The 24,837-nt window shown below is 60.9% G+C and carries 20 protein-coding genes; 9 read left to right on the top strand and 11 right to left on the bottom strand.

Annotated elements, in window-relative coordinates; translation table 11 throughout:
* Nucleotides 1-104 precede the first annotated feature (104 nt).
* The 3 genes from HX786_RS21100 to HX786_RS21090 are packed head-to-tail and all read right to left on the bottom strand — an operon-like array spanning nucleotide 105 to nucleotide 3,349.
* Nucleotides 105-1,349, bottom strand: coding sequence for a lipoprotein-releasing ABC transporter permease subunit (locus HX786_RS21100; protein WP_178912551.1), 1,245 nt, complete (start codon nucleotides 1,347-1,349; stop codon nucleotides 105-107).
* A 58-nt stretch (nucleotides 1,350-1,407) separates the two neighbouring features.
* Nucleotides 1,408-2,091: a lipoprotein-releasing ABC transporter ATP-binding protein LolD gene (lolD, locus tag HX786_RS21095; RefSeq protein WP_003218941.1), complete on the bottom strand. Its 684-nt coding sequence runs from the start codon at nucleotides 2,089-2,091 to the stop codon at nucleotides 1,408-1,410.
* A 7-nt stretch (nucleotides 2,092-2,098) separates the two neighbouring features.
* The gene (locus tag HX786_RS21090; RefSeq protein WP_003218943.1) at nucleotides 2,099-3,349 is read right to left on the bottom strand and encodes a lipoprotein-releasing ABC transporter permease subunit; all 1,251 of its coding nucleotides are present in this window, start codon (nucleotides 3,347-3,349) and stop codon (nucleotides 2,099-2,101) included.
* Nucleotides 3,350-3,443: 94 nt separating this feature from the next.
* Here HX786_RS21090 and HX786_RS21085 point away from each other — a divergent pair, with 94 nt between their 5' ends.
* Both HX786_RS21085 and HX786_RS21080 read left to right on the top strand, forming a co-directional pair.
* Nucleotides 3,444-4,028: a PilZ domain-containing protein gene (locus HX786_RS21085; protein WP_003218944.1), complete on the top strand. Its 585-nt coding sequence runs from the start codon at nucleotides 3,444-3,446 to the stop codon at nucleotides 4,026-4,028.
* Nucleotides 4,029-4,094: 66 nt separating this feature from the next.
* A complete protein-coding gene (locus tag HX786_RS21080) occupies nucleotides 4,095-4,817 on the top strand; it encodes a glycerophosphodiester phosphodiesterase family protein (RefSeq protein WP_003218946.1) in 723 nt (240 codons plus the stop codon).
* Nucleotides 4,818-4,859: 42 nt separating this feature from the next.
* On the opposite strand, the gene sthA is transcribed toward HX786_RS21080, so the two are convergent.
* Nucleotides 4,860-6,254 (bottom strand): Si-specific NAD(P)(+) transhydrogenase, encoded by a 1,395-nt coding sequence (gene sthA, locus HX786_RS21075; RefSeq protein WP_003218947.1) that lies wholly within the window; start codon nucleotides 6,252-6,254, stop codon nucleotides 4,860-4,862.
* Between the two features lie 237 nt (nucleotides 6,255-6,491).
* On the opposite strand from sthA, the gene HX786_RS21070 reads away from it, so the two are divergent.
* Together HX786_RS21070 and HX786_RS21065 are read left to right on the top strand one after the other, a co-directional pair.
* Entirely contained in the window at nucleotides 6,492-7,034 is a 543-nt protein-coding gene (locus tag HX786_RS21070) for a chalcone isomerase family protein (RefSeq protein WP_003218949.1), read from the top strand.
* 286 nt (nucleotides 7,035-7,320) lie between these two features.
* Nucleotides 7,321-8,619, top strand: coding sequence for an MFS transporter (locus HX786_RS21065; protein ID WP_178912550.1), 1,299 nt, complete (start codon nucleotides 7,321-7,323; stop codon nucleotides 8,617-8,619).
* Between the two features lie 163 nt (nucleotides 8,620-8,782).
* On the opposite strand, the gene HX786_RS21060 is transcribed toward HX786_RS21065, so the two are convergent.
* Nucleotides 8,783-10,246, bottom strand: a complete 1,464-nt coding sequence (locus HX786_RS21060; protein WP_023659083.1) for a glyceraldehyde-3-phosphate dehydrogenase — start codon at nucleotides 10,244-10,246, stop codon at nucleotides 8,783-8,785.
* Nucleotides 10,247-10,585: 339 nt separating this feature from the next.
* Between HX786_RS21060 and mfd the strand changes: the two genes are divergently transcribed.
* From mfd to HX786_RS21045, 3 genes are read left to right on the top strand one after another with little or no spacing between them, the layout of a single operon-like run.
* Nucleotides 10,586-14,035 carry a transcription-repair coupling factor gene (mfd, locus tag HX786_RS21055; RefSeq protein ID WP_003218956.1) on the top strand — a complete coding sequence of 1,150 codons (3,450 nt, stop codon included), beginning with the start codon at nucleotides 10,586-10,588 and terminating at the stop codon, nucleotides 14,033-14,035.
* 11 nt (nucleotides 14,036-14,046) lie between these two features.
* Nucleotides 14,047-14,616, top strand: coding sequence for a CsiV family protein (locus tag HX786_RS21050; protein WP_003218957.1), 570 nt, complete (start codon nucleotides 14,047-14,049; stop codon nucleotides 14,614-14,616).
* 9 nt (nucleotides 14,617-14,625) lie between these two features.
* Entirely contained in the window at nucleotides 14,626-17,316 is a 2,691-nt protein-coding gene (locus HX786_RS21045) for a DEAD/DEAH box helicase (protein ID WP_003218960.1), read from the top strand.
* A 112-nt stretch (nucleotides 17,317-17,428) separates the two neighbouring features.
* Here the strand turns inward: HX786_RS21045 and nagZ are convergent, their stop codons facing one another.
* Nucleotides 17,429-18,439 carry a beta-N-acetylhexosaminidase gene (gene nagZ / locus HX786_RS21040; protein WP_003218962.1) on the bottom strand — a complete coding sequence of 337 codons (1,011 nt, stop codon included), beginning with the start codon at nucleotides 18,437-18,439 and terminating at the stop codon, nucleotides 17,429-17,431.
* 170 nt (nucleotides 18,440-18,609) lie between these two features.
* A complete protein-coding gene (gene psrA, locus HX786_RS21035; protein WP_003218964.1) occupies nucleotides 18,610-19,317 on the bottom strand; it encodes a transcriptional regulator PsrA in 708 nt (235 codons plus the stop codon).
* Nucleotides 19,318-19,579: 262 nt separating this feature from the next.
* Here psrA and lexA point away from each other — a divergent pair, with 262 nt between their 5' ends.
* The gene (gene lexA / locus HX786_RS21030; protein WP_003172575.1) at nucleotides 19,580-20,188 is read left to right on the top strand and encodes a transcriptional repressor LexA; all 609 of its coding nucleotides are present in this window, start codon (nucleotides 19,580-19,582) and stop codon (nucleotides 20,186-20,188) included.
* A gap of 10 nt (nucleotides 20,189-20,198) precedes the next feature.
* Nucleotides 20,199-20,672 carry an SOS-induced cell division inhibitor SulA gene (gene sulA / locus HX786_RS21025; RefSeq protein WP_003218967.1) on the top strand — a complete coding sequence of 158 codons (474 nt, stop codon included), beginning with the start codon at nucleotides 20,199-20,201 and terminating at the stop codon, nucleotides 20,670-20,672.
* A gap of 112 nt (nucleotides 20,673-20,784) precedes the next feature.
* Here sulA and HX786_RS21020 read toward each other — a convergent pair whose 3' ends face one another.
* From HX786_RS21020 to HX786_RS21005, 4 genes are all read right to left on the bottom strand, one after another.
* Nucleotides 20,785-21,018, bottom strand: a complete 234-nt coding sequence (locus HX786_RS21020) for a hypothetical protein (protein ID WP_003218969.1) — start codon at nucleotides 21,016-21,018, stop codon at nucleotides 20,785-20,787.
* Nucleotides 21,019-21,206: 188 nt separating this feature from the next.
* Nucleotides 21,207-21,728, bottom strand: coding sequence for a DUF6586 family protein (locus HX786_RS21015; RefSeq protein ID WP_178912549.1), 522 nt, complete (start codon nucleotides 21,726-21,728; stop codon nucleotides 21,207-21,209).
* Between the two features lie 126 nt (nucleotides 21,729-21,854).
* Entirely contained in the window at nucleotides 21,855-24,476 is a 2,622-nt protein-coding gene (gene topA, locus HX786_RS21010; RefSeq protein WP_003218973.1) for a type I DNA topoisomerase, read from the bottom strand.
* Between the two features lie 114 nt (nucleotides 24,477-24,590).
* A complete protein-coding gene (locus HX786_RS21005) occupies nucleotides 24,591-24,827 on the bottom strand; it encodes a DUF1653 domain-containing protein (RefSeq protein ID WP_008437597.1) in 237 nt (78 codons plus the stop codon).
* Nucleotides 24,828-24,837 lie beyond the last annotated feature (10 nt).

Raw genomic sequence — 24,837 nt, 5'->3', positions numbered from 1 at the left:
GCCCTTTCGCGAGCAAGCCCGCTCCCACATTTTGACCGGGTGCATTCAGGAAGAACGCGGTCAAAATGTGGGAGCGGGCTTGCTCGCGAAGGCGGTCTTAAGAATTACGAATACCTGAGGGCATGCGCCGGCTCAATCTTCGCCGCCCGATACGCCGGATAGATGGTCGCCAAAAAGCTCAACACAAACCCCGCCGAGCAAATCAACAACACATCCCCACCCTGCAACTGCGAAGGCAGGTTGCTGACGAAATACACGTCCGAACTGAAGATATGCTGCCCGGTCACCCGTTCCAGCCAACCCACCAGTTCACTGACGTTCAGCGCCGCAATCACGCCGAGGATGCCACCGATCAAGGTACCGACGATCCCGATCACCGTCCCCTGCACCATGAAGATCGCCATGATCTGCCGTGGCGTGGCGCCGATGGTGCGCAGTATCGCAATGTCGGCGCCCTTGTCGTTCACCACCATGATCAAGGTCGCGATGATGTTGAACGCCGCCACCGCGACGATCATCAGCAACAGCAGGCCTATCATGGTTTTTTCCATCTTCATCGCGCTGAACAGGCTGCCCTGGGTGTGGGTCCAGTCGTCGGCCTTGTAGTCGGCACCGAGGCTGGCGGCGATATCCGCGGATACCCTGGGTGCGGCATACAAGTCTTTCACCGCCAGGCGCACGCTTTGCACCTGGTTCGGCTCCCAATGCTGTATCTCGGCGGCGTCGGCCATGTGGATCAGGGCCATGGAGCCATCCAGCTCCGCGCCCACCTTGAACACACCCACCACGTTCAGACGCTGCATACGCGGGGTGATGCCACCGGGCGCACTGCTGATTTCCGGCACGATCAGGGTCAGCTTGTCGCCGACGTTCAGGCGGAAACGCCGGGCGGTGATCTCACCGATGACCACACCGAACTCGCCCGGTTTAAGGTCTTCAAGATGACCCTGGACGATATGCTGGGCCACAATCGACACCTTGCCTTCCTGGGCCGGATCAACGCCGCTGATCTCGATCGGCTGCATCGCGCCCTTGTAGGAGAGCATGCCGTCCATCTGTGTGAACGGTACGGCAGCAGTGACTTCCGGATTCTTCATCGCGGCATCTGCCACCGGCTGCCAGTCGCTGATGGGCTTCACGCCAACGATGGTCGCGTGGGGCACCATGCCGAGGATGCGTGAGCTCATTTCCCGCTGGAAACCGTTCATTACCGACAACACCACGATCATCGCCAGCACGCCGAGGGCGAGGCCGATCATCGAGGTCATCGAGATAAACGAAACAAAACGGTTGCGGCGCTTGGCGCGGGTATAGCGCGTGCCGATGAAAATCGATAACGGTCTGAACATTCGCGGGCACCGTTGAAAAAATAGAAAACCCGGCGCCGGGCGCCGGGCTTGAAACAGGTCAGATGGCGACCAGATGACCTTCCTGCAGGTGCAACACACGGTCCATCTGGCGGGCCATGCTCATGTCATGGGTCACCACCAGGAACGCGGTGCGCATCTGGGTGCTCAACTCCAGCATCAAGTCCTTGATGCCCTGGGCGGTGTGGGAGTCGAGGTTGCCGGTCGGCTCGTCGAGCATCACCAGGCCCGGGTTGTTGACCAGGGCACGGGCAATCGCCACACGCTGGCGCTCGCCGCCGGACAACTCAGCCGGTTTGTGCTCCAGGCGATGGCCCAGGCCGACGCGCTCCAGCAACGCCTGGGCACGCTGGCGTGCTTCCGGGATCGCGGTCTTGCCGATCAACAGCGGCATGCAGACGTTTTCCAGGGCGGTGAACTCGGGCAGCAAGTGGTGGAACTGGTACACAAAACCCAGCGAACGGTTGCGCAACTGGCCACGGGCCTTCTCGCCCAGGGCCGACAACTCTTCGCCGGCCAGCCAGACGCTGCCCTGGGACGGCGTATCAAGGCCGCCCAACAGGTTGAGCAAGGTACTTTTACCGGAACCGGAACTGCCGACGATCGCCACGCGTTCGCCCGGGTGCAGTTCCAGCTGCAGGTTGGACAGCACCACCACGGACTCCGGGCCTTCCTCGTAGGATTTGCCCAGGTTGCGGCAGCTCAGGATTGCTTTTTCACTCATGCCCGATTCACTCATAACGTAAAGCCTGCGCCGGCTGGGTACGTGCCGCGCGCCAGGCTGGATACAGGGTGGCAAGGAAACTCAGGACCAACGCGGCGCCGCCGACCATCAATACGTCCTGGCTCTGCACCTGGGACGGCAAGTAGTCGATGAAGTAGACGTCGGAGTTCAAGAATTTGTGGCCGATCAACACTTCCAGCCCGGCGATAGCCGCGCTGACGTTCAGCGCGGCGAGAATCCCCACCACGGTGCCGATCAAGGTGCCGACGACGCCGATCACCGTGCCCTGGACCATGAAGATCGCCATGATCTGCCCCGGCGTGGCGCCAAGGGTGCGCAGGATCGCGATGTCGCCCTTCTTGTCGTTCACCACCATCACCAGCGTGGAGATGATGTTGAAGGCGGCGACGGCGACAATCAGCAGCAACAGCAGGCCGATCATGGCTTTTTCCATGCGGATGGCCTGGTACAAGTTGCCGTGGGTACGGGTCCAGTCGCGGGCGTAGTACTGGTTTTCACCCAGGTGCTGGGCGATTTCCCACGAGGTACGCGGCGCGTCGAACAGGTCGTTGAATTTCAGGCGCAAGCCCTGGACCTGGTCCGGCTTCCAGCGATGCAGGCGGGCCAGGTCGGTCAGGTTGGTCAGGCCCAGGTAGCCGTCGATCTCACCGGCGCCGACATGGAAGATGCCGACCACGGTAAAGCGCTTCATGCGCGGGAACATGCCCGCCGGAGTCACGGTGACTTCCGGCGCGACGAAGGTCAGCTTGTCGCCGATGCCCACGCCGAGCTTGGCCGCCGCCTTGTCACCGATAGCGATGCCAAAGCTGCCGGGCGACAAGTCGTCCAGTTTGCCCTGTTGCATGAAGTTATCGATGATCGAGACATTGCGTTCCTGCGCCGGGTCGATGGCATTGAGCAGGACTTTCTGCACCTTGCCGTCGTTGGTCAACAGGCCCTGCATCTGGGTGAAGGGCGCAACCGCCAGCACTTTGGGGTTCTGCTTGACCTTCGCGGCCAGGCTTTGCCAGTCGCTGATGGGCTCACCCGACTCGATGGTCGCGTGGGGCACCATGCCCAGCACGCGGGTGCGCATCTCATGATCGAAGCCGTTCATCACCGACAGCACCACAATCATCACGACAACGCCAAGGGCGAGCCCGATCATCGAGGTCAGGGAAATGAACGACACAAAATGATTGCGACGTTTTGCACGGGTATAACGCGTGCCAATAAATACGAAGAGAGGTCTGAACATGTCGGGGCTTGTTCGGAGGAAAAGAAGACGTCCTTGTGGCGGGGTCAGGTAAGCAGCTTTACACTCAGACCATCACCGCTGCCTTGGGTTCGCCATGTCGACATTAGATGAAGAAGATCGCCGCGAATACTACCGTATCGAGGACATGATCGCACTGGAAATTACCCCACTGTCGGGCCCGGAAGCGCTGAGCAAGGAAGTGTTGCTGGATGATTCGCCGCTGTTCAATCTCCTCAGCGAGTTGCACCTGAGTGAATTTGAATCCCAGCACTTGCTGCGCCAGATCGGCGAGCGGGACCGCACCCTGGCCGCCTTCCTCAAAGTGCAGAACAAACGCATGGATTTGCTCAGCCAGATCATGGCGCAAAGCCTGCTGGGCGAGATCGGTACGCCGCAGCCCGTGGTCATCTCCGAAGGCGGCATCGAGTTCCTGAACCCCACGGCGATCCAACCCGACAGCCACCTGGCGGTCAAGCTGGTGCTGATGCCGCAAGCCCTCGGGCTGTTGCTGCGAGCCAAGGTTACCCATTGCGATGCCAAGACCGGTGGCTTTGAAATCGGCACGGAATTCGAAGCCATGACCGATGCCCAACGCCAGTTGCTGGCACGCTATATCCTGCAGAAACAGGCCCAGGAACGGCGCCTGGCGCGGGAAAAAAGCGACGAATCCGACACCTGAATACGATCATTGAATGGCGCGTCGCGTCATCCATCCAGCCAGGAACCCTGGCGTAAAGGAGCAACTGTGACCCTGATTTATGGCCACCGCGGTGCCAAAGGCGAAGCACCGGAAAACACCCTGACCAGCTTCCAGGAATGCCTCAAGCACGGCGTGCGCCGCTGCGAACTGGATTTGCACCTGTCCATGGACGGCGAGCTGATGGTCATCCACGACCCGACGCTCAAGCGCACCACCGACCGGCGCGGCAAGGTCGTCGAGTACTCAGCCGCCGACCTGGTCAAGATGGACGCGCGCAAAGGCGGCCCGGGCTGGGTCAACCCTTGCCCGATCCCGCGCCTGGAAGAGCTGTTCGAACAGTGCGACTTCGACCACTGGCAACTGGAAGTCAAAAGCGCATCGCGCACCCGCGCGGCAACCACCGTGCTGGCGATCCGTGAAATGGCTCAGCGTTTCGGGCTGATGGACAAGGTCACCGTGACCTCAAGCTCGCGGGAAGTGTTGAAAGCGGCGCTGGACCTCACCCCGGACCTGTCCCGCGGGCTGGTAGCCGAATACGCCTGGCTCGACCCGTTGAAGGTCGCGGCCAACTATGGCTGTGAGATTCTGGCGTTGAACTGGACGTTGTGCACCCCTGAGCGTCTGGAAAAAGCCCAGCGCCAGGGTTTGCACGTGTCCGTGTGGACCGTCAACGAACCCGCGCTGATGCGCAGGCTCGCCGACTTCGGCGTAGATAGCCTGATTACAGACTTTCCCGGTTTGGCCACTGCCACCCTCGGGAATTACTGAAATCGGTCTCCCCGGCCGGCTCAGGCCACCGGCCGGAGCCGCTCAAAAAAGCCGGTTGAGGCCGTCGTAGGCCGCTACCCGATAGGCTTCAGCCATGGTCGGGTAGTTGAACGTGGTGTTGACGAAATACTTGAGGGTATTCAGCTCACCCGGCTGGTTCATGATCGCCTGGCCGATGTGCACGATCTCCGACGCCTGATAGCCGAAGCAATGCACGCCCAGCACTTCCAGAGTCTCGCGGTGGAACAGGATCTTCAGCATGCCCTGGGGCTCACCGGCGATCTGCGCACGCGCCATGCTCTTGAAGAACGCCTTGCCGACTTCATAAGGCACCTTGGCCTTGGTCAGTTCGTGCTCGTTCTTGCCGATCGAGCTGATCTCGGGAATCGTGTAGATCCCGGTCGGCACGTCGTTGACGTAGCGCCAGCTGCCGTTGTCGACAATGCTGCCAGCGGCCGAGCGGCCCTGGTCATGGGCGGCACTGGCCAGGCTTGGCCAGCCGATCACGTCACCGGCACCGTAGATGTTCGGTACGCAGGTGCGGTAGTTCTCGTCGACTTCGATCTGGCCACGGCTGTTGACCTTCACACCGATGTTTTCCATGCCCAGCTTGTCGGTGTTGCCGGTACGGCCGTTGCACCACAGCAAGGCGTCGGCCTTGATCTTCTTGCCGGATTTCAGGTGCAGGATCACACCGTTGTCCAGGCCTTCGACCCGCTCGTACTCTTCGTTGTGGCGCACGGTGATGTTGTTGTTGCTGAAGTGGTAACTCAACGCCTGGGAAATTTCCGAGTCGAGGAAGCTCAGCAACTGGTCGCGGTTATCCACCAGCTCGACCAATACACCCAGGCCGCTGAAGATCGAGGCGTATTCACAGCCGATCACTCCGGCGCCGTAGATGATCAGTTTGCGCGGGGTGTGGCCCAGGCTGAGGATGGTGTCGCTATCGTAGATACGCGGGTGGTGGAAATCGATATCCGCCGGGCGATACGGACGCGAGCCGGTGGCGATGATGATGTGCTTGGCTACCAGCTTCTCGACCACGCCGTTGGCGCAGACCACTTCGACGGTTTGCTCGTCGGCGAAGCTGCCGGTGCCGAAGAACAGGTCGACGCGGTTACGGGCATAGAAGCCGGTCCGCGAGGCAACCTGTTTGGAAATGACTTTTTCAGCGCTCTTGAGCACGTCCGGGAACGAGAACCAGCGCGGCTCACCAATGGCCCGGAACATCGGGTTGGTGTTGAACTGCATGATCTGGCGCACCGAGTGACGCAAGGCCTTGGACGGGATGGTACCCAGGTGGGTGCAGTTACCGCCGACCTGGCGACGGCTATCGACCATCGCCACCTTGCGCCCTGCTTTGGCGGCGTTCATCGCCGCACCTTCTCCAGCTGGGCCGGAACCCAGTACCACCACGTCGTAGTTGTAGACAGCCATGCGTACTCCTCAGAACAGGCCAGGGCGCACGGTTGGACGCCTGGCTAAATCATGCCGCGGCCAGCGGTCATGAAGGATCAATGTGGCTCAAGTGTGTGAGCCGGGGCACAGTCTATAGAACGCTCAACGTCGCGCACATTAACCCTTGGTCGCGTCGTAGGCCAGTTTTGCCTTTACTACACGGCGCTCGTTATTGAATTAACCTGTAGGCAAGCACCTTTTTCAGGACTGGCCATTATGAAGCATGTCGTCATTTGTTTATTGCTGATGTTTTCGGTCCCGGTTCTGGCGAATGAGGCTGATCGCCTCAAACAAGCCGATTTTCCGGCGCAATCTCATCAACTGGTGCTGAAAAACCAGGCCGTCCTGACCTACCTGTGGGCAGACGTCTATGCGGCGGCATTGTTCGCCCCGGCTGACCTGAGCGCCAAACAAGCCCTGGATCAGCAAAAAGACCTGCGCCTGGAGCTGTATTACTTTCGCGATATCGACCGCAACGATGTGATCAAGGCCGCCACCGCCACTCTCGAACGTCAGCAAACACCCGCCACCCTCGCCCGCCTGAAGCCTGAACTGGATCAATTGCACAAAAGCTTCCGCAACATCCGCAGCGGCGACCGTTATGCGCTGGACTTCCAGCCTCAGCGCGGCCTGAACCTGGAAATCAACGGCACGGTGGTGTTCAGCAGTCGCAATGACGAGCTGGCGAAAGCTTATCTCGGCATCTGGCTGGCACCAAAAGGCTTGTCCGACAGCCTGCGTAACACCCTCCTCAACTGATCGCAAAAACCCTGTGGGAGCGGGCTTGCTCGCGAATGCGGTGTGTCAGTGGCTCATAAGCTGACTGACACACCGCATTCGCGAACAAGCCCGCTCCCGCATTGGATTTTCATCACCGGGAGGCCTGCGGCAATTTGCCAGCTTGCTATCGGTTTTTTGTTGCCTGTGGTGGCTTATACACATATCGTTACAAAACTGTTCAGCGCCAGCCTCGTGCCAGAGCTTCAACAGCAAGGACGGTTGCGACCAGGGATTACTAATAAGATAGCCAAAATGAGTGCATGACATGTCCACTACAACGGGCAAGGGCAAGGCGATCTTTCGCGTTGTCAGCGGTAACTTCCTTGAGATGTTCGACTTCATGGTCTACGGCTTCTACGCCACGGCCATTGCCAAGACATTTTTCCCCACCGACAGCGCGTTCGCGTCCCTGATGCTGTCCCTGGCGACCTTTGGTGCCGGGTTCCTGATGCGTCCGCTGGGCGCGATTTTCCTCGGTGCCTACATCGACCGTCACGGCCGTAAAAAGGGCCTGGTGATCACCCTGGCGATGATGGCCGCCGGTACCATCCTGATTGCCTGCGTTCCCGGGTATACCACCCTGGGCGTCGCGGCGCCGTTGCTGGTGCTGTTCGGCCGCCTGCTGCAAGGCTTCTCCGCCGGTGTCGAACTGGGCGGCGTGTCGGTGTACCTGGCGGAAATCGCCACTGCGGGCCGTAAAGGCTTCTTCGTCAGCTGGCAGTCCGCCAGCCAGCAAGCCGCCGTGGTATTCGCCGGCCTGCTGGGCGTAGGCCTCAACCACTGGCTCAGCCCGGAAGAAATGGGTGACTGGGGCTGGCGCGTGCCGTTCCTGATCGGCTGCCTGATCGTGCCGGTGATCTTCGTGATTCGTCGCTCCCTGGAAGAAACCCCGGAATTCCAGGCGCGCAAGCACCGCCCTACCCTGCAGGAAATCGTCCGCTCGATCGGCCAGAACTTCGGCATCGTCATCGCCGGCATGGCGCTGGTGGTGATGACCACCGTGTCGTTCTACCTGATCACCGCCTACACCCCGACCTTCGGCAAGGCCGAACTGCACCTGTCGGACTTCGACGCGCTGCTGGTCACTGTGTGCGTGGGCATCTCGAACTTCATCTGGCTGCCGGTGATGGGCGCGGTGTCCGACAAGATCGGGCGTAAACCCCTGCTGCTGGGGGCGACTATTCTGGCGATCCTCACCGCTTATCCAGCGCTGTCCTGGCTGGTGGCCAATCCGAGCTTCAGCCATCTGCTGATCGTGCTGCTCTGGCTGTCGTTCCTGTATGGCTCGTACAACGGCGCGATGGTTGTAGCGCTGACCGAAATCATGCCGGTAGAAGTGCGCACCACCGGTTTCTCCCTGGCCTACAGCCTGGCGACGGCAACCTTTGGTGGCTTTACTCCGGCGGCCTGTACCTACCTGATCCACGTGCTGGACAACAAGGCCGCACCGGGCATCTGGCTCAGCGGCGCGGCGATGCTGGGCTTGATCGCCACATTGATTCTGTTCAAGGGCAACCGGCATGAACTGCGTACCGCGCAGGCCTCTGTAGTCGGCGGCGCTTGATAGGTCGCTTTCGCGAGCAAGCCCGCTCCCACATTTGAAATGTATTCACAAATCAAAATGTGGGAGCTGGCTTGCCTGCGATGAGGCCGGTACAAGCAACACAAAAACAACAGACATAAAAAAGCCCCGAACCAGTCGGGGCTTTTTCATTTACCGCTGATGCTTAGCGCGGGAATGCTGGCGGGTTAACCCCGGCCATGTCTTCCATCACGCGAACCACCTGGCAGCTGTAACCGAATTCGTTGTCGTACCAAACGTACAGAACAACGCGGTTGTCTTGAGTGATGGTCGCTTCAGCGTCCACCACACCGGCGTGGCGCGAGCCCACGAAGTCGGTGGAAACCACTTCCTGCGAATTGACGAAGTCGATTTGCTTGTGCAGATCGGAGTGCAGCGCCATGTAGCGCAGGTACTCGTTCATCTCTTCACGGGTGGCGGCTTTCTCAAGGTTCAGGTTGAGAATGGCCATCGACACGTTCGGCGTCGGAACACGGATCGCGTTACCGGTCAGCTTGCCGGCCAGCTCAGGCAGGGCCTTGGCAGCAGCGGTGGCAGCACCGGTCTCGGTGATCACCATGTTCAGCGCGGCGCTACGGCCACGGCGATCGCCCTTGTGGAAGTTGTCGATCAGGTTCTGGTCGTTGGTGTACGAGTGAACCGTTTCAACGTGACCGTTAACGATGCCGAACTTGTCATTCACAGCCTTCAGCACCGGCACGATGGCGTTGGTGGTGCAGGAAGCGGCGGACACGATCTTGTCGTCAGCGGTGATTTCACCGTGGTTGATGCCGTGCACGATGTTCTTCAGCTTGCCCTTGCCAGGCGCAGTCAGGACAACGCGGTCGATACCCGGGCACGCCAGGTGCTGGCCCAGGCCCTCGGCATCACGCCAAACACCGGTGTTGTCCACCAGCAGTGCGTCCTTGATGCCGTACTGGGTGTAATCCACCTCAGACGGGTTCTTCGCGTAGATCACCTGGATCAGGTTACCGTTGGCGGTGATGGTGTTGTTTTCTTCGTCGATGACGATGGTGCCGTTGAACGGACCGTGGACCGAGTCACGACGCAGCAGGCTCGCGCGCTTGGTCAGGTCGTTTTCAGCACCTTTACGCACCACGATGGCACGCAGGCGCAGGCCGTCGCCGCCACCGGTTTTTTCGATCAGGATGCGCGCCAGCAGGCGGCCGATACGACCGAAACCGTACAGCACAACGTCGGTGCCTTTGCGGGCTGCGGCGTTTTGCTGGCCAACCACGTCGGCCATTTCTTCACGTACGAACTGCTCGGCGGTGCGGCCAGCGCCTTCCTTGCGGAATTTATAGGCCAGCTTGCCCAGGTCTACCGAAGCCGCGCCGAGCTTGAGCTCGCTCATGGCTTTAAGCAGAGGGAATGTTTCGTGGACGGAGAGTTCGCTATCGTCGGCAGAACGATGGCGAGCAAAGCGATGAGCCTTGAGAATCGCGATGACTGATTGGTTGATCAGGCTGCGGCCATAGATCGAGCTCACCACGTTGTTATTGCGGTATAGCTGACCGATAAGCGGAATCATTGCTTCAGCGAGTGCTTCACGGTCGATCCATTCACCAAGACACTGGTCGGGCTTCTGAGTCACGGGAACCTTCCACATGTAGGGGCAGAAAAAAGGGGCTACATTATGCCGCCCGACCGCCCTCGGAGCAATGCGCGGCCCGCAACAAAACCCCTTGCAAAAAAATATCGCCCCTCTGCAGCCCAGTAAATACGCGGCTTCCAGCGCACCCCCTGTTGGACCAATGTGACAAAGTGTCCGTAACCCTCCGAAACATACACCGATTTCGGCACTACATAATGAGTCAAAAGGCACCTTTGTTTGTCTTAGCCACTACATTTCCTACAAACCGTAATAGGCTCAGTCAGCAACTGACAGGCGGCACTCCGGGCCGTTACAATTACCGACTTTGTCGCAACGCTTGGAGCTCAACCTTCCGTGCCCGTTCTGCGTCTACCGCTTCTCCCTGCCGCGGCAGGTAAACAGCACTGGGGCAATCTGCCCGGTGCCGCCCTGAGCCTGGCCATCGCCGAGGCTGCCAGCGCTGCCAAGCGCTTTACCCTGCTGCTCACCGCCGACAGCCAAAGTGCCGAGCGGCTGGAACAGGAGCTGAGTTTCTTCGCCCCCGATTTGCCGGTACTGCATTTCCCGGACTGGGAAACCCTGCCCTACGATCTGTTCTCGCCGCACCAGGACATCATTTCCCAGCGCATCGCCAGCCTGTACCGCTTGCCGGAACTGGCCCACGGCGTGCTGGTGGTGCCGATCACCACGGCCCTGCACCGCCTGGCACCGACCAAGTTCCTGCTGGGCAGCAGCCTGGTGCTGGATATCGGCCAGAAGCTCGATGTGGAGCAAATGCGCACCCGGCTTGAGGCCAGCGGTTATCGCTGCGTCGACACGGTGTACGAGCACGGTGAGTTCGCCGTGCGTGGCGCGTTGATCGACCTGTTCCCGATGGGCAGCAAACTGCCCTACCGGATCGACCTGTTCGACGACGAAATCGAAACCCTGCGCACCTTCGATCCGGAAAACCAGCGCTCCATCGACAAGGTGCAGTCGATCAAGCTGCTGCCGGCCCGGGAGTTCCCGCTGCAAAAAGACGCGGTCACGCGCTTCAAGGCACGTTTCCGCGAGCGCTTCGACGTGGATTTCCGTCGCTGCCCGATCTTCCAGGACTTGAGCAGCGGGATTACCCCCGCCGGTATCGAGTATTACCTGCCGCTGTTCTTCGACGAAACCTCCACGCTCTTCGATTACCTGCCCCAGGATACCCAGGTGTTCTCGCTGCCAGGCATCGAACAGGCAGCGGAGAATTTCTGGAATGACGTGCGCAACCGTTATGAAGAACGCCGCGTCGACCCGTCCCGTCCTTTATTGCCACCGGCCGAGCTGTTCCTGCCGGTGGAAGACTGCTTCGCCCGCCTGAAAAACTGGCCGCGGGTAGTCGCCAGCCAGCAGGACGTGGATGCAGGCGCCGGCCGCGAGCGCTTTCCGGCGCAAGCGCTGCCGAACCTGGCGATTGAAGCCAAGGCTAACCAGCCGCTGGAAGCGCTGTCGAATTTCCTCGGTGACTTCCCCGGCCGCGTGCTGTTTACCGCCGAGTCCGCCGGGCGCCGCGAGGTGCTGCTGGAGCTGTTGGAACGCCTGAAGCTGCGGCCGAAAACCGTCGACAGCTGGCCGGACTTTGTCGCGAGCAAGGATCGCCTGGCGATCACCATCGCACCGCTGGACGAAGGGCTGCTGCTGGACGACCCGGCCCTGGCACTGATTGCCGAGAGCCCGCTGTTCGGTCAGCGGGTGATGCAGCGCCGCCGCCGGGAAAAGCGCGCCGATGCCAACAACGATGCGGTGATCAAGAACCTCACCGAGCTGCGCGAAGGCGCGCCGGTGGTGCATATCGACCACGGCGTGGGCCGTTACCTGGGCCTGCAGACCCTGGAGATCGACAACCAGGTGGCCGAATTCCTCACCATGGAATACGCCGAGGGCGCCAAGCTCTACGTGCCCGTGGCCAACCTGCACCTGATCGCCCGCTACACCGGCAGCGACGACGCCCTCGCGCCGTTGCACCGCCTGGGCTCCGAGACCTGGCAGAAAGCCAAGCGCAAGGCCGCCGAACAGGTACGCGATGTGGCCGCCGAGTTGCTCGACATCTATGCCCGCCGCGCCGCCCGCGAAGGTTATGCGTTTGCCGACCCAAAAGCCGACTACGCCACCTTCAGCGCCGGCTTCGCCTTCGAAGAAACCCCGGACCAGCAAACCACCATCGACGCCGTGCGCGCCGACATGCTGGCGCCCAAGCCGATGGACCGCCTGGTGTGCGGCGACGTGGGCTTCGGCAAGACCGAAGTGGCAATGCGCGCAGCGTTTATTGCGGTGCACGGTGGCCGCCAAGTGGCGATCCTCGTCCCCACCACCCTGCTCGCCCAGCAGCACTACAACAGCTTCCGCGACCGCTTTGCCGACTGGCCGGTGACCGTGGAAGTGATGAGCCGCTTCAAATCGGCCAAGGAAGTGAATGCGGCCATCGCCGACCTGGCGGAAGGCAAGATCGACATTGTCATCGGCACTCACAAGCTGCTGTCGGATGACGTGAAGATCAAGAACCTCGGGCTGGTGATCATCGACGAAGAGCACCGCTTCGGGGTTCGCCAGAAAGAACAGCTCAAGGCCCTGCGCAGTGAAGTCGACATCCTGACGCTCACCGCCACGCCGATTCCGCGCACGCTGAACATGGCGGTGTCGGGCATGCGCGACCTGTCGATCATCGCCACGCCGCCGGCGCGCCGGTTGTCGGTGCGCACCTTCGTCATGGAGCAGAACAAAAGCACGGTCAAGGAAGCCCTGCTGCGCGAGTTGCTGCGCGGCGGCCAGGTGTACTACCTGCACAACGATGTAAAAACCATCGAGAAATGCGCCGCCGACCTCGCCGAACTGGTGCCGGAAGCACGGATCGCCATCGGCCACGGGCAGATGCGCGAGCGCGAACTCGAACAGGTAATGAGCGACTTCTATCACAAGCGCTTCAACGTGCTGATCGCCTCGACCATCATCGAGACCGGCATCGACGTGCCGAGCGCCAACACCATCATCATCGAGCGCGCCGACAAGTTCGGCCTGGCGCAGCTGCATCAGTTGCGCGGCCGGGTCGGGCGCAGTCACCACCAGGCGTATGCCTATCTGCTGACACCGCCGCGCCAACAGATCACTTCCGACGCCGAGAAGCGCCTGGAAGCGATCGCCAACACCCAGGACCTCGGCGCCGGCTTTGTGCTGGCCACCAACGACCTGGAAATCCGCGGCGCCGGCGAACTGCTGGGCGACGGCCAGAGCGGGCAGATCCAGGCCGTCGGCTTCACCCTGTATATGGAAATGCTCGAGCGCGCGGTGAAGTCCATCCGCAAGGGCGAACAACCGAACCTCGACCAACCGCTGGGTGGCGGCCCGGAGATCAACCTGCGCCTGCCGGCGCTGATCCCCGAAGACTACCTGCCGGATGTGCACGCGCGACTGATCCTGTACAAGCGCATCGCCTCGGCCACCGACGAAGAAGGTCTCAAGGACCTTCAAGTGGAGATGATCGACCGCTTCGGCCTGTTGCCGGAGCCGACCAAGAACCTGGTGCGCCTGACCCTGCTCAAATTGCAGGCCGAGCAACTGGGCATCAAGAAGGTCGACGCCGGGCCGCAAGGCGGGCGTATCGAGTTCGAAGCACAGACGCCGGTGGACCCACTGGTGCTGATCAAGCTGATTCAGGGCCAGCCCAATCGCTACAAGTTCGAAGGGGCTACGCTGTTCAAATTCATGGTGCCGATGGAACGCGCCGAAGAACGCTTTAATACACTGGAGGCGCTGTTTGAGCGCCTCATCCCGAAATCTGCTTGAAGGACGCCCCAATGCGCCTGTTCCGCATTTTGAGCTTGTTGTTGGTGGTCGTTGCGCCTTCGGCGTTCGCCGACAGCCCGTACCTGGTGGAGATGATCCTGGTGCGCCAGAACGCCGAGCCGGTGATCAACAGCCGTGCGGCGCCGGAAAACTGGGACGCCGGCGCACCACGCCTGGGGACTGACAAAATGAGCCCGCCACGACTGGGCAATATTGTCGAGAAGCTGCAAGCCAGCAGCGACTACACCGTATTGCTGCACAAGTCCTGGGAACAGAATCTCGGGGAGCAACCGGTGAAGCTGGCCATCAGCGATGGCCAGGAACAGTTCGGCCAGTTCCCCATCGAAGGTACCCTGAACCTGCAGCTTGGGCGCTTTACCGATATCGACGCAGACTTCTGGGTCAACCAGTTCGACGCCAACGGCAGCGTCATCGCCAGCGAACACCTCAGCCAGCAAGACGTGCGCACCAAGAACAACCAGCTCAACTACCTGGACGGCGGCCACCTCGCCCTGCTGATCAAGATCACTTCGCTGACCGCCAAGCCGCCCAGCGCTCCACCGCCCGATGTCCAGGACTGATCCAGCACCATGCCCCTGACGTCGTCGTTGACCAAACCCCTGGCCCCTTCGTGGGCCAATCGCTTTAAAGAGCAAAGCCTCGAGCGTGGCCGGCGCTACGCCCTGGAAAACCGTGTGCGTATCGTCGAGTCCGGCGACAGCACCATCATTGCCAGCTGCGAAGGCTCGGGTGGCAATGTCTACCGCCAGACCATTTCGCTGCGCGAATCCGCCAAGGGCACGTTGATCCTGGTGGACAGCCGCTGCACGTGCCCCGTGCACACCAACTGCAAACACATCGCCGCCGTGCTGCTCAAGGTCCAGGAAACCCTGGCCTACCCGGCGGCGGCCCAGGATGCCGAGTTGCTGGAGAAGCTCCAGGCGGTGCTGGATAACCGCGTGGTGTTGCCGCAAGTGGTGATGGAAGACGTGCAACCGGTGCCGCGCCTGTGGCTGGCGAGTATCGAGTTCAGTGCCTTCGAACCGCGCAACGGCAAGATGCAGCGTTATATCCAGCATCGCGCGGCGTTGTCCTTCAACTATTTGGGCAACTACGTCAGCGGCCAGAAGAACGCCGACATTATCGTGCGCCAGGAACAACAGAGCCTGCGGATCAAGCGCCACCCCGAGGTGGAGCAGCAGTTTCGCGAACAGCTGCGCCTGCTGGGCTTCAAGATCGCCACCCGCCAGAGCAAGGCCCTGCCGGAAAGCGCCGGCGAGCTGTTCGAGATGGTCAATGACAGCGCGTGGCTGAACTTCACCCTGAATGCCTCGCCGAACCTGCGCGCCCAGGGTTGGGAACTACAGATCGACGAAGATTTCGGTTTTGACCTGAGCGCCGTCGACGACTGGTACGCCAGCGTCGACGAGATGCCGGAGCGCGACTGGTTCGACTTGGAGCTGGGGATCATCGTCAACGGCGAACGCCTGAGTCTTCTGCCGATCCTGTTGAACCTGATGCGCTCTCACACCGAGATCCTCAACCCGGAAAAACTCGCCCGGCGCCGTGATGACGAACTGATCCTGGTGAACATTCCCGGCCTGCCCAACGGCCACGGCCCGCTGCAAGTGGCGCTGCCTTATGGCCGGCTGAAACCGGTGCTGGCAACCCTGGGCGAGTTCTACCTGCAAGAGCCCGGCACCACCGCGCTGCGCCTGGCCAAGGCCGACGCGATTCGCCTGAACCCGCTGGAAGACCTGCCGCTGCAATGGGAAGGCGGCGAAAAGATCCGCAACTTCGCCCAGCGCCTGCGGGACATCAAGGATTTCAGCTGCGAAGCGCCGGAAGGCTTGAACGCAACGTTGCGCCCTTATCAACTGGAAGGCCTGAGCTGGATGCAGTCGCTGCGCCAACTCGACGTCGGCGGGATTCTCGCGGATGACATGGGCCTGGGCAAAACCCTGCAAACCCTGGCGCATATTCTCAGCGAGAAAATCGCCGGACGCCTGGACCGCCCGTGCATGGTGGTGATGCCCACCAGCCTGATCCCGAACTGGCTCGACGAAGCGGCGCACTTCACGCCGCAGCTCAAAGTCATGGCGTTATACGGCGCGGGGCGCAAGAAACATTTCCCTCAGTTGCAGGACTACGACCTGCTGCTGACCACCTACGCCCTGCTGCCCAAGGACATCGAGCAACTGGCCGCCCTGCCCTTGCACGTGCTGATCCTTGACGAAGCGCAGTACATCAAGAACCCCAACAGCAAGGCGGCCCAGGCGGCCCGCGAGCTGAACGCCCGCCAGCGCCTGTGCCTCAGCGGTACACCGCTGGAAAACCACTTGGGCGAGCTGTGGTCGCTGTTCCACTTCCTGCTGCCGGGTTGGCTGGGGGACGTGAAGAGCTTCAACCGCGATTACCGCGTACCGATCGAAAAGCGCGGCAGCGATGTGCGATTGCAGCACCTCAATGGTCGGATCAAGCCGTTCCTGCTGCGTCGCACCAAGGAACAGGTGGCGACCGAGCTGCCGCCCAAGACCGAGATCATCCACTGGGTCGACCTCAACGAAGCCCAACGCGACGTGTACGAAACCATGCGCCTGGCGATGGACAAGAAAGTCCGCGACGAGATTACCCGCAAGGGTGTGGCGCGCAGCCAGATCATCATCCTGGAGGCGCTGCTCAAGTTGCGCCAGGTGTGCTGTGATTTACGCTTGGTCAATGATGCAACCCTGCCGGCAAAGGGCAGTAGCTCGGGCAAACTCGACAGCTTGATGGAGATGCTCGAAGAGCTGTTTGCCGAAGGCCGCAGGATTCTGCTGTTTTCCCAGTTCACTTCGATGCTGAGCCTGATCGAGGCCGAGTTGAAGAAGCGCGGCGTGGCTTATGCGCTGCTTACCGGTCAGACGCGGGATCGGCGCACGCCGGTGAAAGACTTCCAGAGCGGCAAGCTGCAGATCTTCCTGATCAGCCTGAAGGCAGGCGGCGTCGGACTTAACCTGACGGAAGCCGACACGGTGATTCACTACGACCCGTGGTGGAACCCGGCCACGGAAAACCAGGCCACCGACCGTGCGTATCGCATCGGCCAGGAGAAGCCGGTATTTGTGTACAAGATGATTGCCCGGGGCACCGTGGAAGAGAAAATCCAGCATTTGCAGCAGGAAAAGTCTGATCTGGCGGCGGGCGTTCTGGATGGGCGGACGACGGGAGATTGGAAGTTGGGGAATGAGGATATCGAGGCGTTGTTTGCGCCGTTGCCTCATAAGCAGGAAAAGCGCTGACTGTTAGATCGCCTTCGCGAGCAAGCCCGCTCCCACATTTGACCGCATATACCCTGGAGGAATGCGGTCGGATGTGGGAGCGGGCTTGCTCGCGAAGGGCGCACCGCAGTTGTCAGTCGATCAACTGAGCATCCCGCAGCGCACCCAACGCCGCCAACCAACGCGGATCCTGCTTGTACTCGGTCGACGCCACCGCCTGGCCACGCATCCGCGCGATACGCGCCGACGGCGTGACCTTCATGCGCTGGGCAGCACTCAGGGCCAGCTCGGCGGCGGCGCGGTCGTTGCACACCAGGCCCATGTCGCAACCGGCAGTCAACGCCGCCTCAATACGACTGGCAGCATCACCGACCACATGAGCCCCCGCCATCGACAGGTCGTCACTGAAGATCACCCCGTCGAACTGCAACTCGCCACGCAGGATGTCCTGCAACCAGCGCCGGGAGAAGCCGGCCGGTTGCGCGTCCACTTGTGGATAAATCACATGGGCCGGCATGACGGCTGCCAGTTGCTTGCTCAGGCGCGCGAAAGGCACCAGGTCATTGGCGCGAATCTGTTCCAGGCTGCGCTCGTCGTTGGGAATGGCGACGTGGGAATCGGCTTCGGCCCAGCCGTGGCCGGGGAAGTGCTTGCCGGTGGCCGCCATACCGGCGCTGTTCATGCCACGGATGAAGGCGCCCGCGAGCACGGCGGCGCGCTCGGGGTCGCCTTCGAAGGCGCGAGTGCCCACAACGGCGCTGCGTTGGTAATCGAGGTCCAGCACCGGGGCGAAGCTCAGGTCCAGGCCAACCGCCAGCACTTCGGTTGCCATGATCCAACCGCACTGCTCGGCCAGTTGCTCCGCATTCGGGTTGTCGGCCAAGGCACGCATCGCCGGCAGACGCACAAACCCCTGACGCAAGCGTTGCACTCGGCCGCCTTCCTGATCGACCGCCAGCAACAGGTCCGGGCGCACGGCGCGAATCGCCGCGCTCAATTCACGCACCTGCCGAGGATGCTCGATATTGCGTGCAAAAATGATCAGGCCGCCCACCTCGGGCTGACGCAACAAGTGGCGATCCTCAGCCGTCAGCCAGGTGCCGGCAACGTCCACCATCAAAGAGCCTTGCAGGGCTTGGGTCATATAGCTTCCTTAAATAACGCACGCAGCCCGAAGCCCCCGCGAGATCGCATCGCCAGGATTGAACCTGGAGACGGACGCTCAGCGAGCGCAACGGGCTGTGGATAGATAGCTGAAATCGGCATGGGCGGCTAGCTTAGCGGATGCAAGCGGCCGCGCACACCCGGGAGGGGTTAAACCTTGGCCGGGACCGGTACTGACTTGCTGCGCGGGCGCAATTGGGCGGCGGCCATGGCCTGGTCGGTGACGCCGGTTTCGGCACGCATGCCGGCGGCGAGAAACGGCACCATCAGGCGCATGACCTGCTCGATGGAGGTGTTGACGCCGAAGTCGGTCTCGGCAATCGCACGCAGTGCCTTGATCCCGGACATGCTGAATGCCGCGGCACCAAGCATGAAGTGCACGCGCCAGAACAGTTCGATTGGCGGGATACGCGGGGCGGCTTCGTTGACCAGCAACATATAGCGGCGGAACACCTTGCCGTACATGTCTTCAAGGTAGCGACGCAGGTGGCCCTGGCTCTGGCTGAACGCCAGGCCCAACAGGCGCATGAAGATCGACAGGTCGTTGCCGCTGCGTGGCTGAACCACCAGGGCTTGCTCGACGAGGATCTCCAGCAGGTCTTCCAGGCTTGGCTTGTTTTCAGGCTTGGCCTGGCGACGCTCCAGCTCACGATCGAGGCTGATGCAGAAAGGCCCCAGGAAACGTGAGAACACGGCCTGGATCAGCGCCTTCTTGGAGCCGAAATGGTAGTTCACTGCCGCCAGGTTGACCCCGGCCTTGCTGGTAATCAGCCGCAATGAAGTTTCAGCAAATCCTTTTTCCGCGAACAACTGCTCGGCAGCATCGAGAATGCGTTCAACGGTTTCCGACTGGGCCATGGCTACTCCGCCTGACAAACACTTGTTTGAAACATACGTTTCAAGCTATGTCTTGTCAAGCCTGCAGGTCGGTTTGCGGCTGGCCGGTCAGCTATTTCATGGCCATTTAATCACATTCGCCAAGGTCTGTAGGCAGCGCTGTCTCCAGTGTGTAGGACAGGTGATAAATGACCGTCCAGCGGAGTGACTGAAAACGGTGATTGCCAAGCGCAGTCCACTGTATATAATCCCAGTCACTGTATAAAAAGACAGAGCGATCAACATGCTAAAACTGACGCCACGCCAAGCTGAGATTCTGGCTTTTATCAAGCGCTGCCTCGATGACAACGGCTACCCGCCGACCCGGGCGGAAATTGCGCTGGAACTGGGATTCAAGTCACCCAACGCCGCTGAAGAACACCTCAAGGCCCTCGCCCGCAAAGGCGCGATCGAGATGACCCCGGGTGCTTCACGCGGTATTCGCATCCCTGGCTTCGAAGCCAAGGCCGACGAATCGACACTGCCGATCATCGGCCGCGTCGCAGCCGGTGCGCCGATCCTGGCGCAACAGCACGTCGAGGAATCCTGCAACATCAACCCGACCTTCTTCCATCCCCGTGCCGACTACCTGTTGCGGGTCCATGGCATGAGCATGAAGGACGTGGGCATTTTCGACGGCGACCTGCTGGCCGTCCACACCACACGTGAAGCTCGCAATGGCCAGATCGTCGTCGCCCGTATCGGCGATGAAGTGACGGTCAAACGCTTCAAGCGCGAAGGCAGCAAGGTCTGGCTCCTGGCCGAGAACCCCGAATTCGCGCCGATTGAAGTGAACCTGAAGGATCAGGACCTGGTGATTGAAGGCTTGAGCGTCGGCGTTATTCGCCGCTAACGGAGGCATCATGCAGTTCCTACAGACCCCACAACACACTCAACTGTCGCTGTTTGAGGCCTTTATGGCCCAGCCCCTTGCGCCCATCCTCAAGGAAGTGGTCGAAGCGCCCTGGAGCGCCGAACCCGAGGCGTTCAGTGAACTGTCGTTGCGCGGTGCTGCCGGGAACTGCCTGAGCCTGTTGGCGCCGATCCTTCGCGAACTGAGCGAGGAACAGGACGCCCGCTGGTTGACGCTGATCGCCCCGCCATCCAGCCTGACCCAGGCCTGGTTGCGGGATGCCGGCCTGAACCGCGAACGCATCCTGTTGCTGCAACCCCGTGGTGCTCAAAGCGCCCAGCAGTTGACCTGCGAAGCCTTGCGCCTGGGCCGTAGCCATACGGTGGTCAGCTGGCTGAACCCGCTGACCACAGCGGCCAGGCAGCAACTGATCAGCGCCGCCCGCACAGGTGATGCGCAAAGCTTGAACATTCGGTTGGGATAAAACGATACGCGGGTAACTGACAGCTGTCAGGATCCGCCATGACGCGAGGCTTCTTCAGAATTGAGAAGCCGATCTGCACAATTGAAGCCTGTAAAAAAGTCGACAGACGGACTCAGTGAAGAATCCGCGGACCGTCTTCCTTTTCCGGTTCGCCTTCAGCCAGGCGCCCCGCCATCTGCACACCTACGCTCAACATGGCTTTTGCCACTTCCACGTGCTGGCCCTGCAGGAACGCTTTTGCGTCCTCGGAAAAATCCAAGATCACCAGAGAACCCTCGTCCTCAGCCCGGCGCAGCTCGATTCGGCCGTCGGGCAACTCAACAATTTCCAGAAAGGACGTTGGCATAAAAGTCTGTTCTCCACGAAAGGCCGGCATTATATCAGTCTTGTGGCGAGCGGGCTTGCCCGCATTGGGCTGAGCCGCGGCCCTCCGACAGCTGACACTGCCAGGCCTGAAAAGCCTTGGGGCTGCTTCGCAACCCAGCGGGAGCAAGCTCCCTCGCCACAAGAGCGGTAGTTGTCAGCGAAAAGCCTTCAGCACTCGTTCAATCCATCCCGAAACCGAATGGCCAACTTCTTCAGCTCCTGCCGCCAGCTTTCCAGCTCTTCCCGGCTCAACGGCTCGGGTCCTTCTTCGTCCAGGCTTACGGCCACGATCAGCGGCTGGGTCACATCGCCTTTGGGCGTGTGCTTCACCCGTGGCGGTTGGAACATCTCCGCGTGGGCTACCAGCAAGCGCGCCAGCCAACTGTCCGGGCTTTGCGCCATCTCCACCAGTTCGGCCAACTCCGGGATGGCCATGGACTCCAGCACATCCCGGTGGATGATCATTTCCGCACGCGGCGAGCCGGCCTGCGGCAGACGGTAGAACCCGGCGATCTCATGGCACAAGCCAAGCAAGGCGCCATAGAGGTGGAACAGCGCGGCTTCACGCCCGGCCTGTACCAGCGCGATAGCGTTCATCTCCTTCCCTGCCTCGGCACGGCCAAGGGCTTCCAGGGACAAACCCGCGAAGTAAATTTTCTGGTTGGTACGGGTATAGAGTTCGTTGGCCATGAAGGCAGTCTCCACAACGAATAAAGCGTGATGCTGGCTGAACAGTGTCACGGATCAGCCAAGGCCACTGCAAGCGCAAAAAAAGGCCGCCTATCAAGGCGGCCTTTGTGCATGTAGCTGATCGTATCAAGCGCCCTGGCGCTTGTCCTCGACCTTCCACTTGCCACCGTCGTAGAACGCTTTCCAGCCGGTAGGCTTGCCTTCAACCTCGGTCTGCACGTACTGCTCCTTGGTCTTGCGGCTGTAGCGGATTACGGACGGGCGACCGTCCGGGTCCTTCTTCGGCGCTTCGCAGAGGAAGTGGTACTTCGGATCGATCTCGTCCTTGTGGGGCACGATCTCCATCACCAGCGGTGCACGGGTCTCACGGTTTTTCGGGAACTGGCTGGCAGCCAGGAACAGCCCCGAAGCACCATCACGCAGGATGTAGGTGTCGTTGACCTTCTCGCACTTGAGCTCAGGCATCTTCACCGGGTCCATCTTCGGCGGCGCCGCGTCACCGCTTTTCAGCAGTTTGCGGGTGTTCTTGCACGTCGGGTTGGTGCAACCGAAGAACTTGCCGAAACGGCCGGTCTTGAGCTGCATCTCGCTGCCGCACTTGTCGCATTCCAGGCTCGGGCCTTCGTAGCCCTTGATGCGGTAAGTGCCTTCTTCGATCTCGTAGCCGTTGCAATCCGGGTTGTTACCGCAGATGTGCAGCTTGTGCTTCTCATCCAGCAGGTAGGCATCCATTGCCGTGCTGCAGATCGGGCAACGGTGCTTGCCACGCAATACCAGTGACTCGGATTCACCCTCGTCATCGGCCGCGATTTCATCGCCCGGCACCAGGTTGACGGTGGCCTTGCAGCGCTCTTTCGGCGGCAGGCTGTAACCCGAGCAACCGAGGAACACACCGGTGGAGGCGGTACGAATCTGCATCGGGCGGCCGCAAGTGAGGCACGGAATGTCCGTCATCACCGGCTGGTTGGCCCGCATGCCGTTCTCGGCGCTTTCAGCCACTTCAAGTTTCTTCTTGAAGTCGCCGTAGAACTCGTCGAGCACGTTTTTCCAGTCGCGTTCGCCCTGGGCCACGTCATCGAGGTTCTCTTCCATGCCGGCGGTGAAGCCGTAGTCCATCAGGTTGGAGAAACTCTCGGACAGGCGCTCGGTGACGATGTCACCCATCTTTTCCGAGTAGAAACGACGGTTGTGCAAGGCCACGTAGCCGCGGTCCTGGATGGTGGAGATGATCGCCGCATAGGTCGAAGGACGACCGATACCGCGTTTTTCCATCTCCTTGACCAGGCTGGCTTCCGAGTAACGCGCCGGCGGCTTGGTGAAGTGCTGGGACGGGTCGAGCTTGATCAGCTTCAACACATCGCCCTGCGCCATGTCCGGCAGTACATCGTCGTCGCCCGGCTTGGCGATTTGCGGCATCACGCGGGTGTAACCGTCGAACTTGAGGATACGGCCCTTGGCACGCAGCTCGAAGTCACCAGCACCCACGCTGACAGTCGTCGACAGGTATTGCGCCGGCAGCATCTGGCACGCCAGGAACTGGCGCCAGATCAGCTCGTAGAGGCGCTCAGCGTCGCGCTCCATGCCGCTCAGCTTGCTTGGCTCGGTGTTGGCGTCGGAGGGACGAATCGCTTCGTGAGCCTCTTGTGCGCCTTCCTTGCTGCTATAGACGTTCGGCTTCTCCGGCAGGTACTTCTTGCCGAATTCGCTTTCAATATAAGTACGCGCCATCGCCACCGCGTCTTGCGACAGGTTGGTGGAGTCGGTACGCATATACGTGATGTAGCCCGCTTCATACAGGCGCTGGGCCATCATCATGGTCTTCTTCACCCCGAAGCCCAGGCGGTTGCTCGCGGCCTGTTGCAGGGTGGAGGTGATGAACGGCGCCGACGGCTTGCTGCTGGTGGGCTTGTCTTCACGCTTGACGATGCTGTAGCTGGAAGCCTTGAGCTTCTCCAGCGCGGCCATGGCCTGGGCTTCGTTGAGCGGCTTGAAGGCCTCGCCTTTCTCGCGGGCCACTTCAAAGCGCACGTTGTTGCCCTTGGCGGTGCCCAGGTCAGCGTGCACTTCCCAATATTCTTCAGGGTTGAACGCACGAATCTCGCGCTCACGCTCCACCACCAGCTTTACCGCAACCGATTGCACACGGCCGGCGGACAGGCCACGAGCGATTTTCGCCCACAGCAGCGGCGAGACCATATAACCCACGACGCGGTCGAGGAAGCGACGGGCCTGCTGGGCATTGACGCGGTCAATGTCCAGTTCGCCCGGCTTGGAGAAGGCTTCCTGGATCGCCTTCTTGGTAATTTCGTTGAACACCACGCGCTTGTAGCGGCTGTCGTCACCCCCGATGGCTTCCCGCAGGTGCCAGGCAATAGCCTCCCCTTCGCGGTCCAAGTCGGTTGCGAGATAGATGGTGTCAGCATCCTTGGCGAGCCGGCGCAGCTCTTCGATGACCTTTTCCTTGCCCGGGAGGATCTCGTACTTGGCTTTCCAGCCATGATCGGGATCGACACCCATGCGCGAGACCAGCTGCTTGCGCGCTTTCTCTTTAGGCGTGAGCACCGGACCTTCGCCCGCAGCCGCCTTGCCACGCTTGGCGGCAGGCTCCTTGCTGGCGCTAGCCGAACCGCTGGTGGGCAGGTCTCGGATATGGCCGATACTCGACTTCACCACGTACTCGTTACCCAAGTACTTGTTGATGGTCTTGGCCTTAGCCGGGGATTCCACAATGACCAGCGATTTGCCCATGGATCGGAAAATTCCTGAATTCGAGAAGTGAAAGGCGGTTGGCGCCTGACGCGGCAACGCTATATATAGTGGCAACAAGGTGAGGTCAAGCGCAGCATTCTGCGCGGCCTGCCTTTATTGCACGGAAAAAAGGCTGGGTTCGGCCTGCATCAAAGCAAAGCGCGGGACCTGTTCGCCGTCAACTTCGACGGTCTCAAGGAACATGCTCAAGGGACGCACCCAAAAGCCGTAATCGCCATACAGTGCTTGGTAAAACACCACTTCCTCTTCGGTCTCGGAATGCCGCGCCACATTAAAAACGCGGTACTGCGGACCTTTATAATGCTGGTAGAGCCCTGGTTCGACTTTCATGCTCTGGCCC

This window comes from Pseudomonas sp. 21615526, assembly GCF_013386245.1.
Taxonomy (GTDB): domain Bacteria; phylum Pseudomonadota; class Gammaproteobacteria; order Pseudomonadales; family Pseudomonadaceae; genus Aquipseudomonas.
The sequence above is the reverse complement of the archived record's forward strand: the minus strand, read 5'-3'. Positions and strand labels throughout refer to the sequence as shown.

Excerpts from the sequence above, each read along its gene's own strand:
- HX786_RS21100 (WP_178912551.1), bottom strand. The coding sequence starts at position 1,349 with ATGTTCAGACCGTTATCGATTTTCATCGGCACGCGCTATACCCGCGCC.
- lolD (WP_003218941.1), bottom strand. The coding sequence starts at position 2,091 with ATGAGTGAAAAAGCAATCCTGAGCTGCCGCAACCTGGGCAAATCCTAC.
- HX786_RS21090 (WP_003218943.1), bottom strand. The coding sequence starts at position 3,349 with ATGTTCAGACCTCTCTTCGTATTTATTGGCACGCGTTATACCCGTGCA.
- HX786_RS21085 (WP_003218944.1), top strand. The coding sequence starts at position 3,444 with ATGTCGACATTAGATGAAGAAGATCGCCGCGAATACTACCGTATCGAG.
- sthA (WP_003218947.1), bottom strand. The coding sequence starts at position 6,254 with ATGGCTGTCTACAACTACGACGTGGTGGTACTGGGTTCCGGCCCAGCT.
- HX786_RS21070 (WP_003218949.1), top strand. The coding sequence starts at position 6,492 with ATGAAGCATGTCGTCATTTGTTTATTGCTGATGTTTTCGGTCCCGGTT.
- HX786_RS21065 (WP_178912550.1), top strand. The coding sequence starts at position 7,321 with ATGTCCACTACAACGGGCAAGGGCAAGGCGATCTTTCGCGTTGTCAGC.
- HX786_RS21060 (WP_023659083.1), bottom strand. The coding sequence starts at position 10,246 with ATGTGGAAGGTTCCCGTGACTCAGAAGCCCGACCAGTGTCTTGGTGAA.
- HX786_RS21050 (WP_003218957.1), top strand. The coding sequence starts at position 14,047 with ATGCGCCTGTTCCGCATTTTGAGCTTGTTGTTGGTGGTCGTTGCGCCT.
- HX786_RS21045 (WP_003218960.1), top strand. The coding sequence starts at position 14,626 with ATGCCCCTGACGTCGTCGTTGACCAAACCCCTGGCCCCTTCGTGGGCC.
- nagZ (WP_003218962.1), bottom strand. The coding sequence starts at position 18,439 with ATGACCCAAGCCCTGCAAGGCTCTTTGATGGTGGACGTTGCCGGCACC.
- psrA (WP_003218964.1), bottom strand. The coding sequence starts at position 19,317 with ATGGCCCAGTCGGAAACCGTTGAACGCATTCTCGATGCTGCCGAGCAG.
- lexA (WP_003172575.1), top strand. The coding sequence starts at position 19,580 with ATGCTAAAACTGACGCCACGCCAAGCTGAGATTCTGGCTTTTATCAAG.
- sulA (WP_003218967.1), top strand. The coding sequence starts at position 20,199 with ATGCAGTTCCTACAGACCCCACAACACACTCAACTGTCGCTGTTTGAG.
- HX786_RS21020 (WP_003218969.1), bottom strand. The coding sequence starts at position 21,018 with ATGCCAACGTCCTTTCTGGAAATTGTTGAGTTGCCCGACGGCCGAATC.
- HX786_RS21015 (WP_178912549.1), bottom strand. The coding sequence starts at position 21,728 with ATGGCCAACGAACTCTATACCCGTACCAACCAGAAAATTTACTTCGCG.
- topA (WP_003218973.1), bottom strand. The coding sequence starts at position 24,476 with ATGGGCAAATCGCTGGTCATTGTGGAATCCCCGGCTAAGGCCAAGACC.
- HX786_RS21005 (WP_008437597.1), bottom strand. The coding sequence starts at position 24,827 with ATGAAAGTCGAACCAGGGCTCTACCAGCATTATAAAGGTCCGCAGTAC.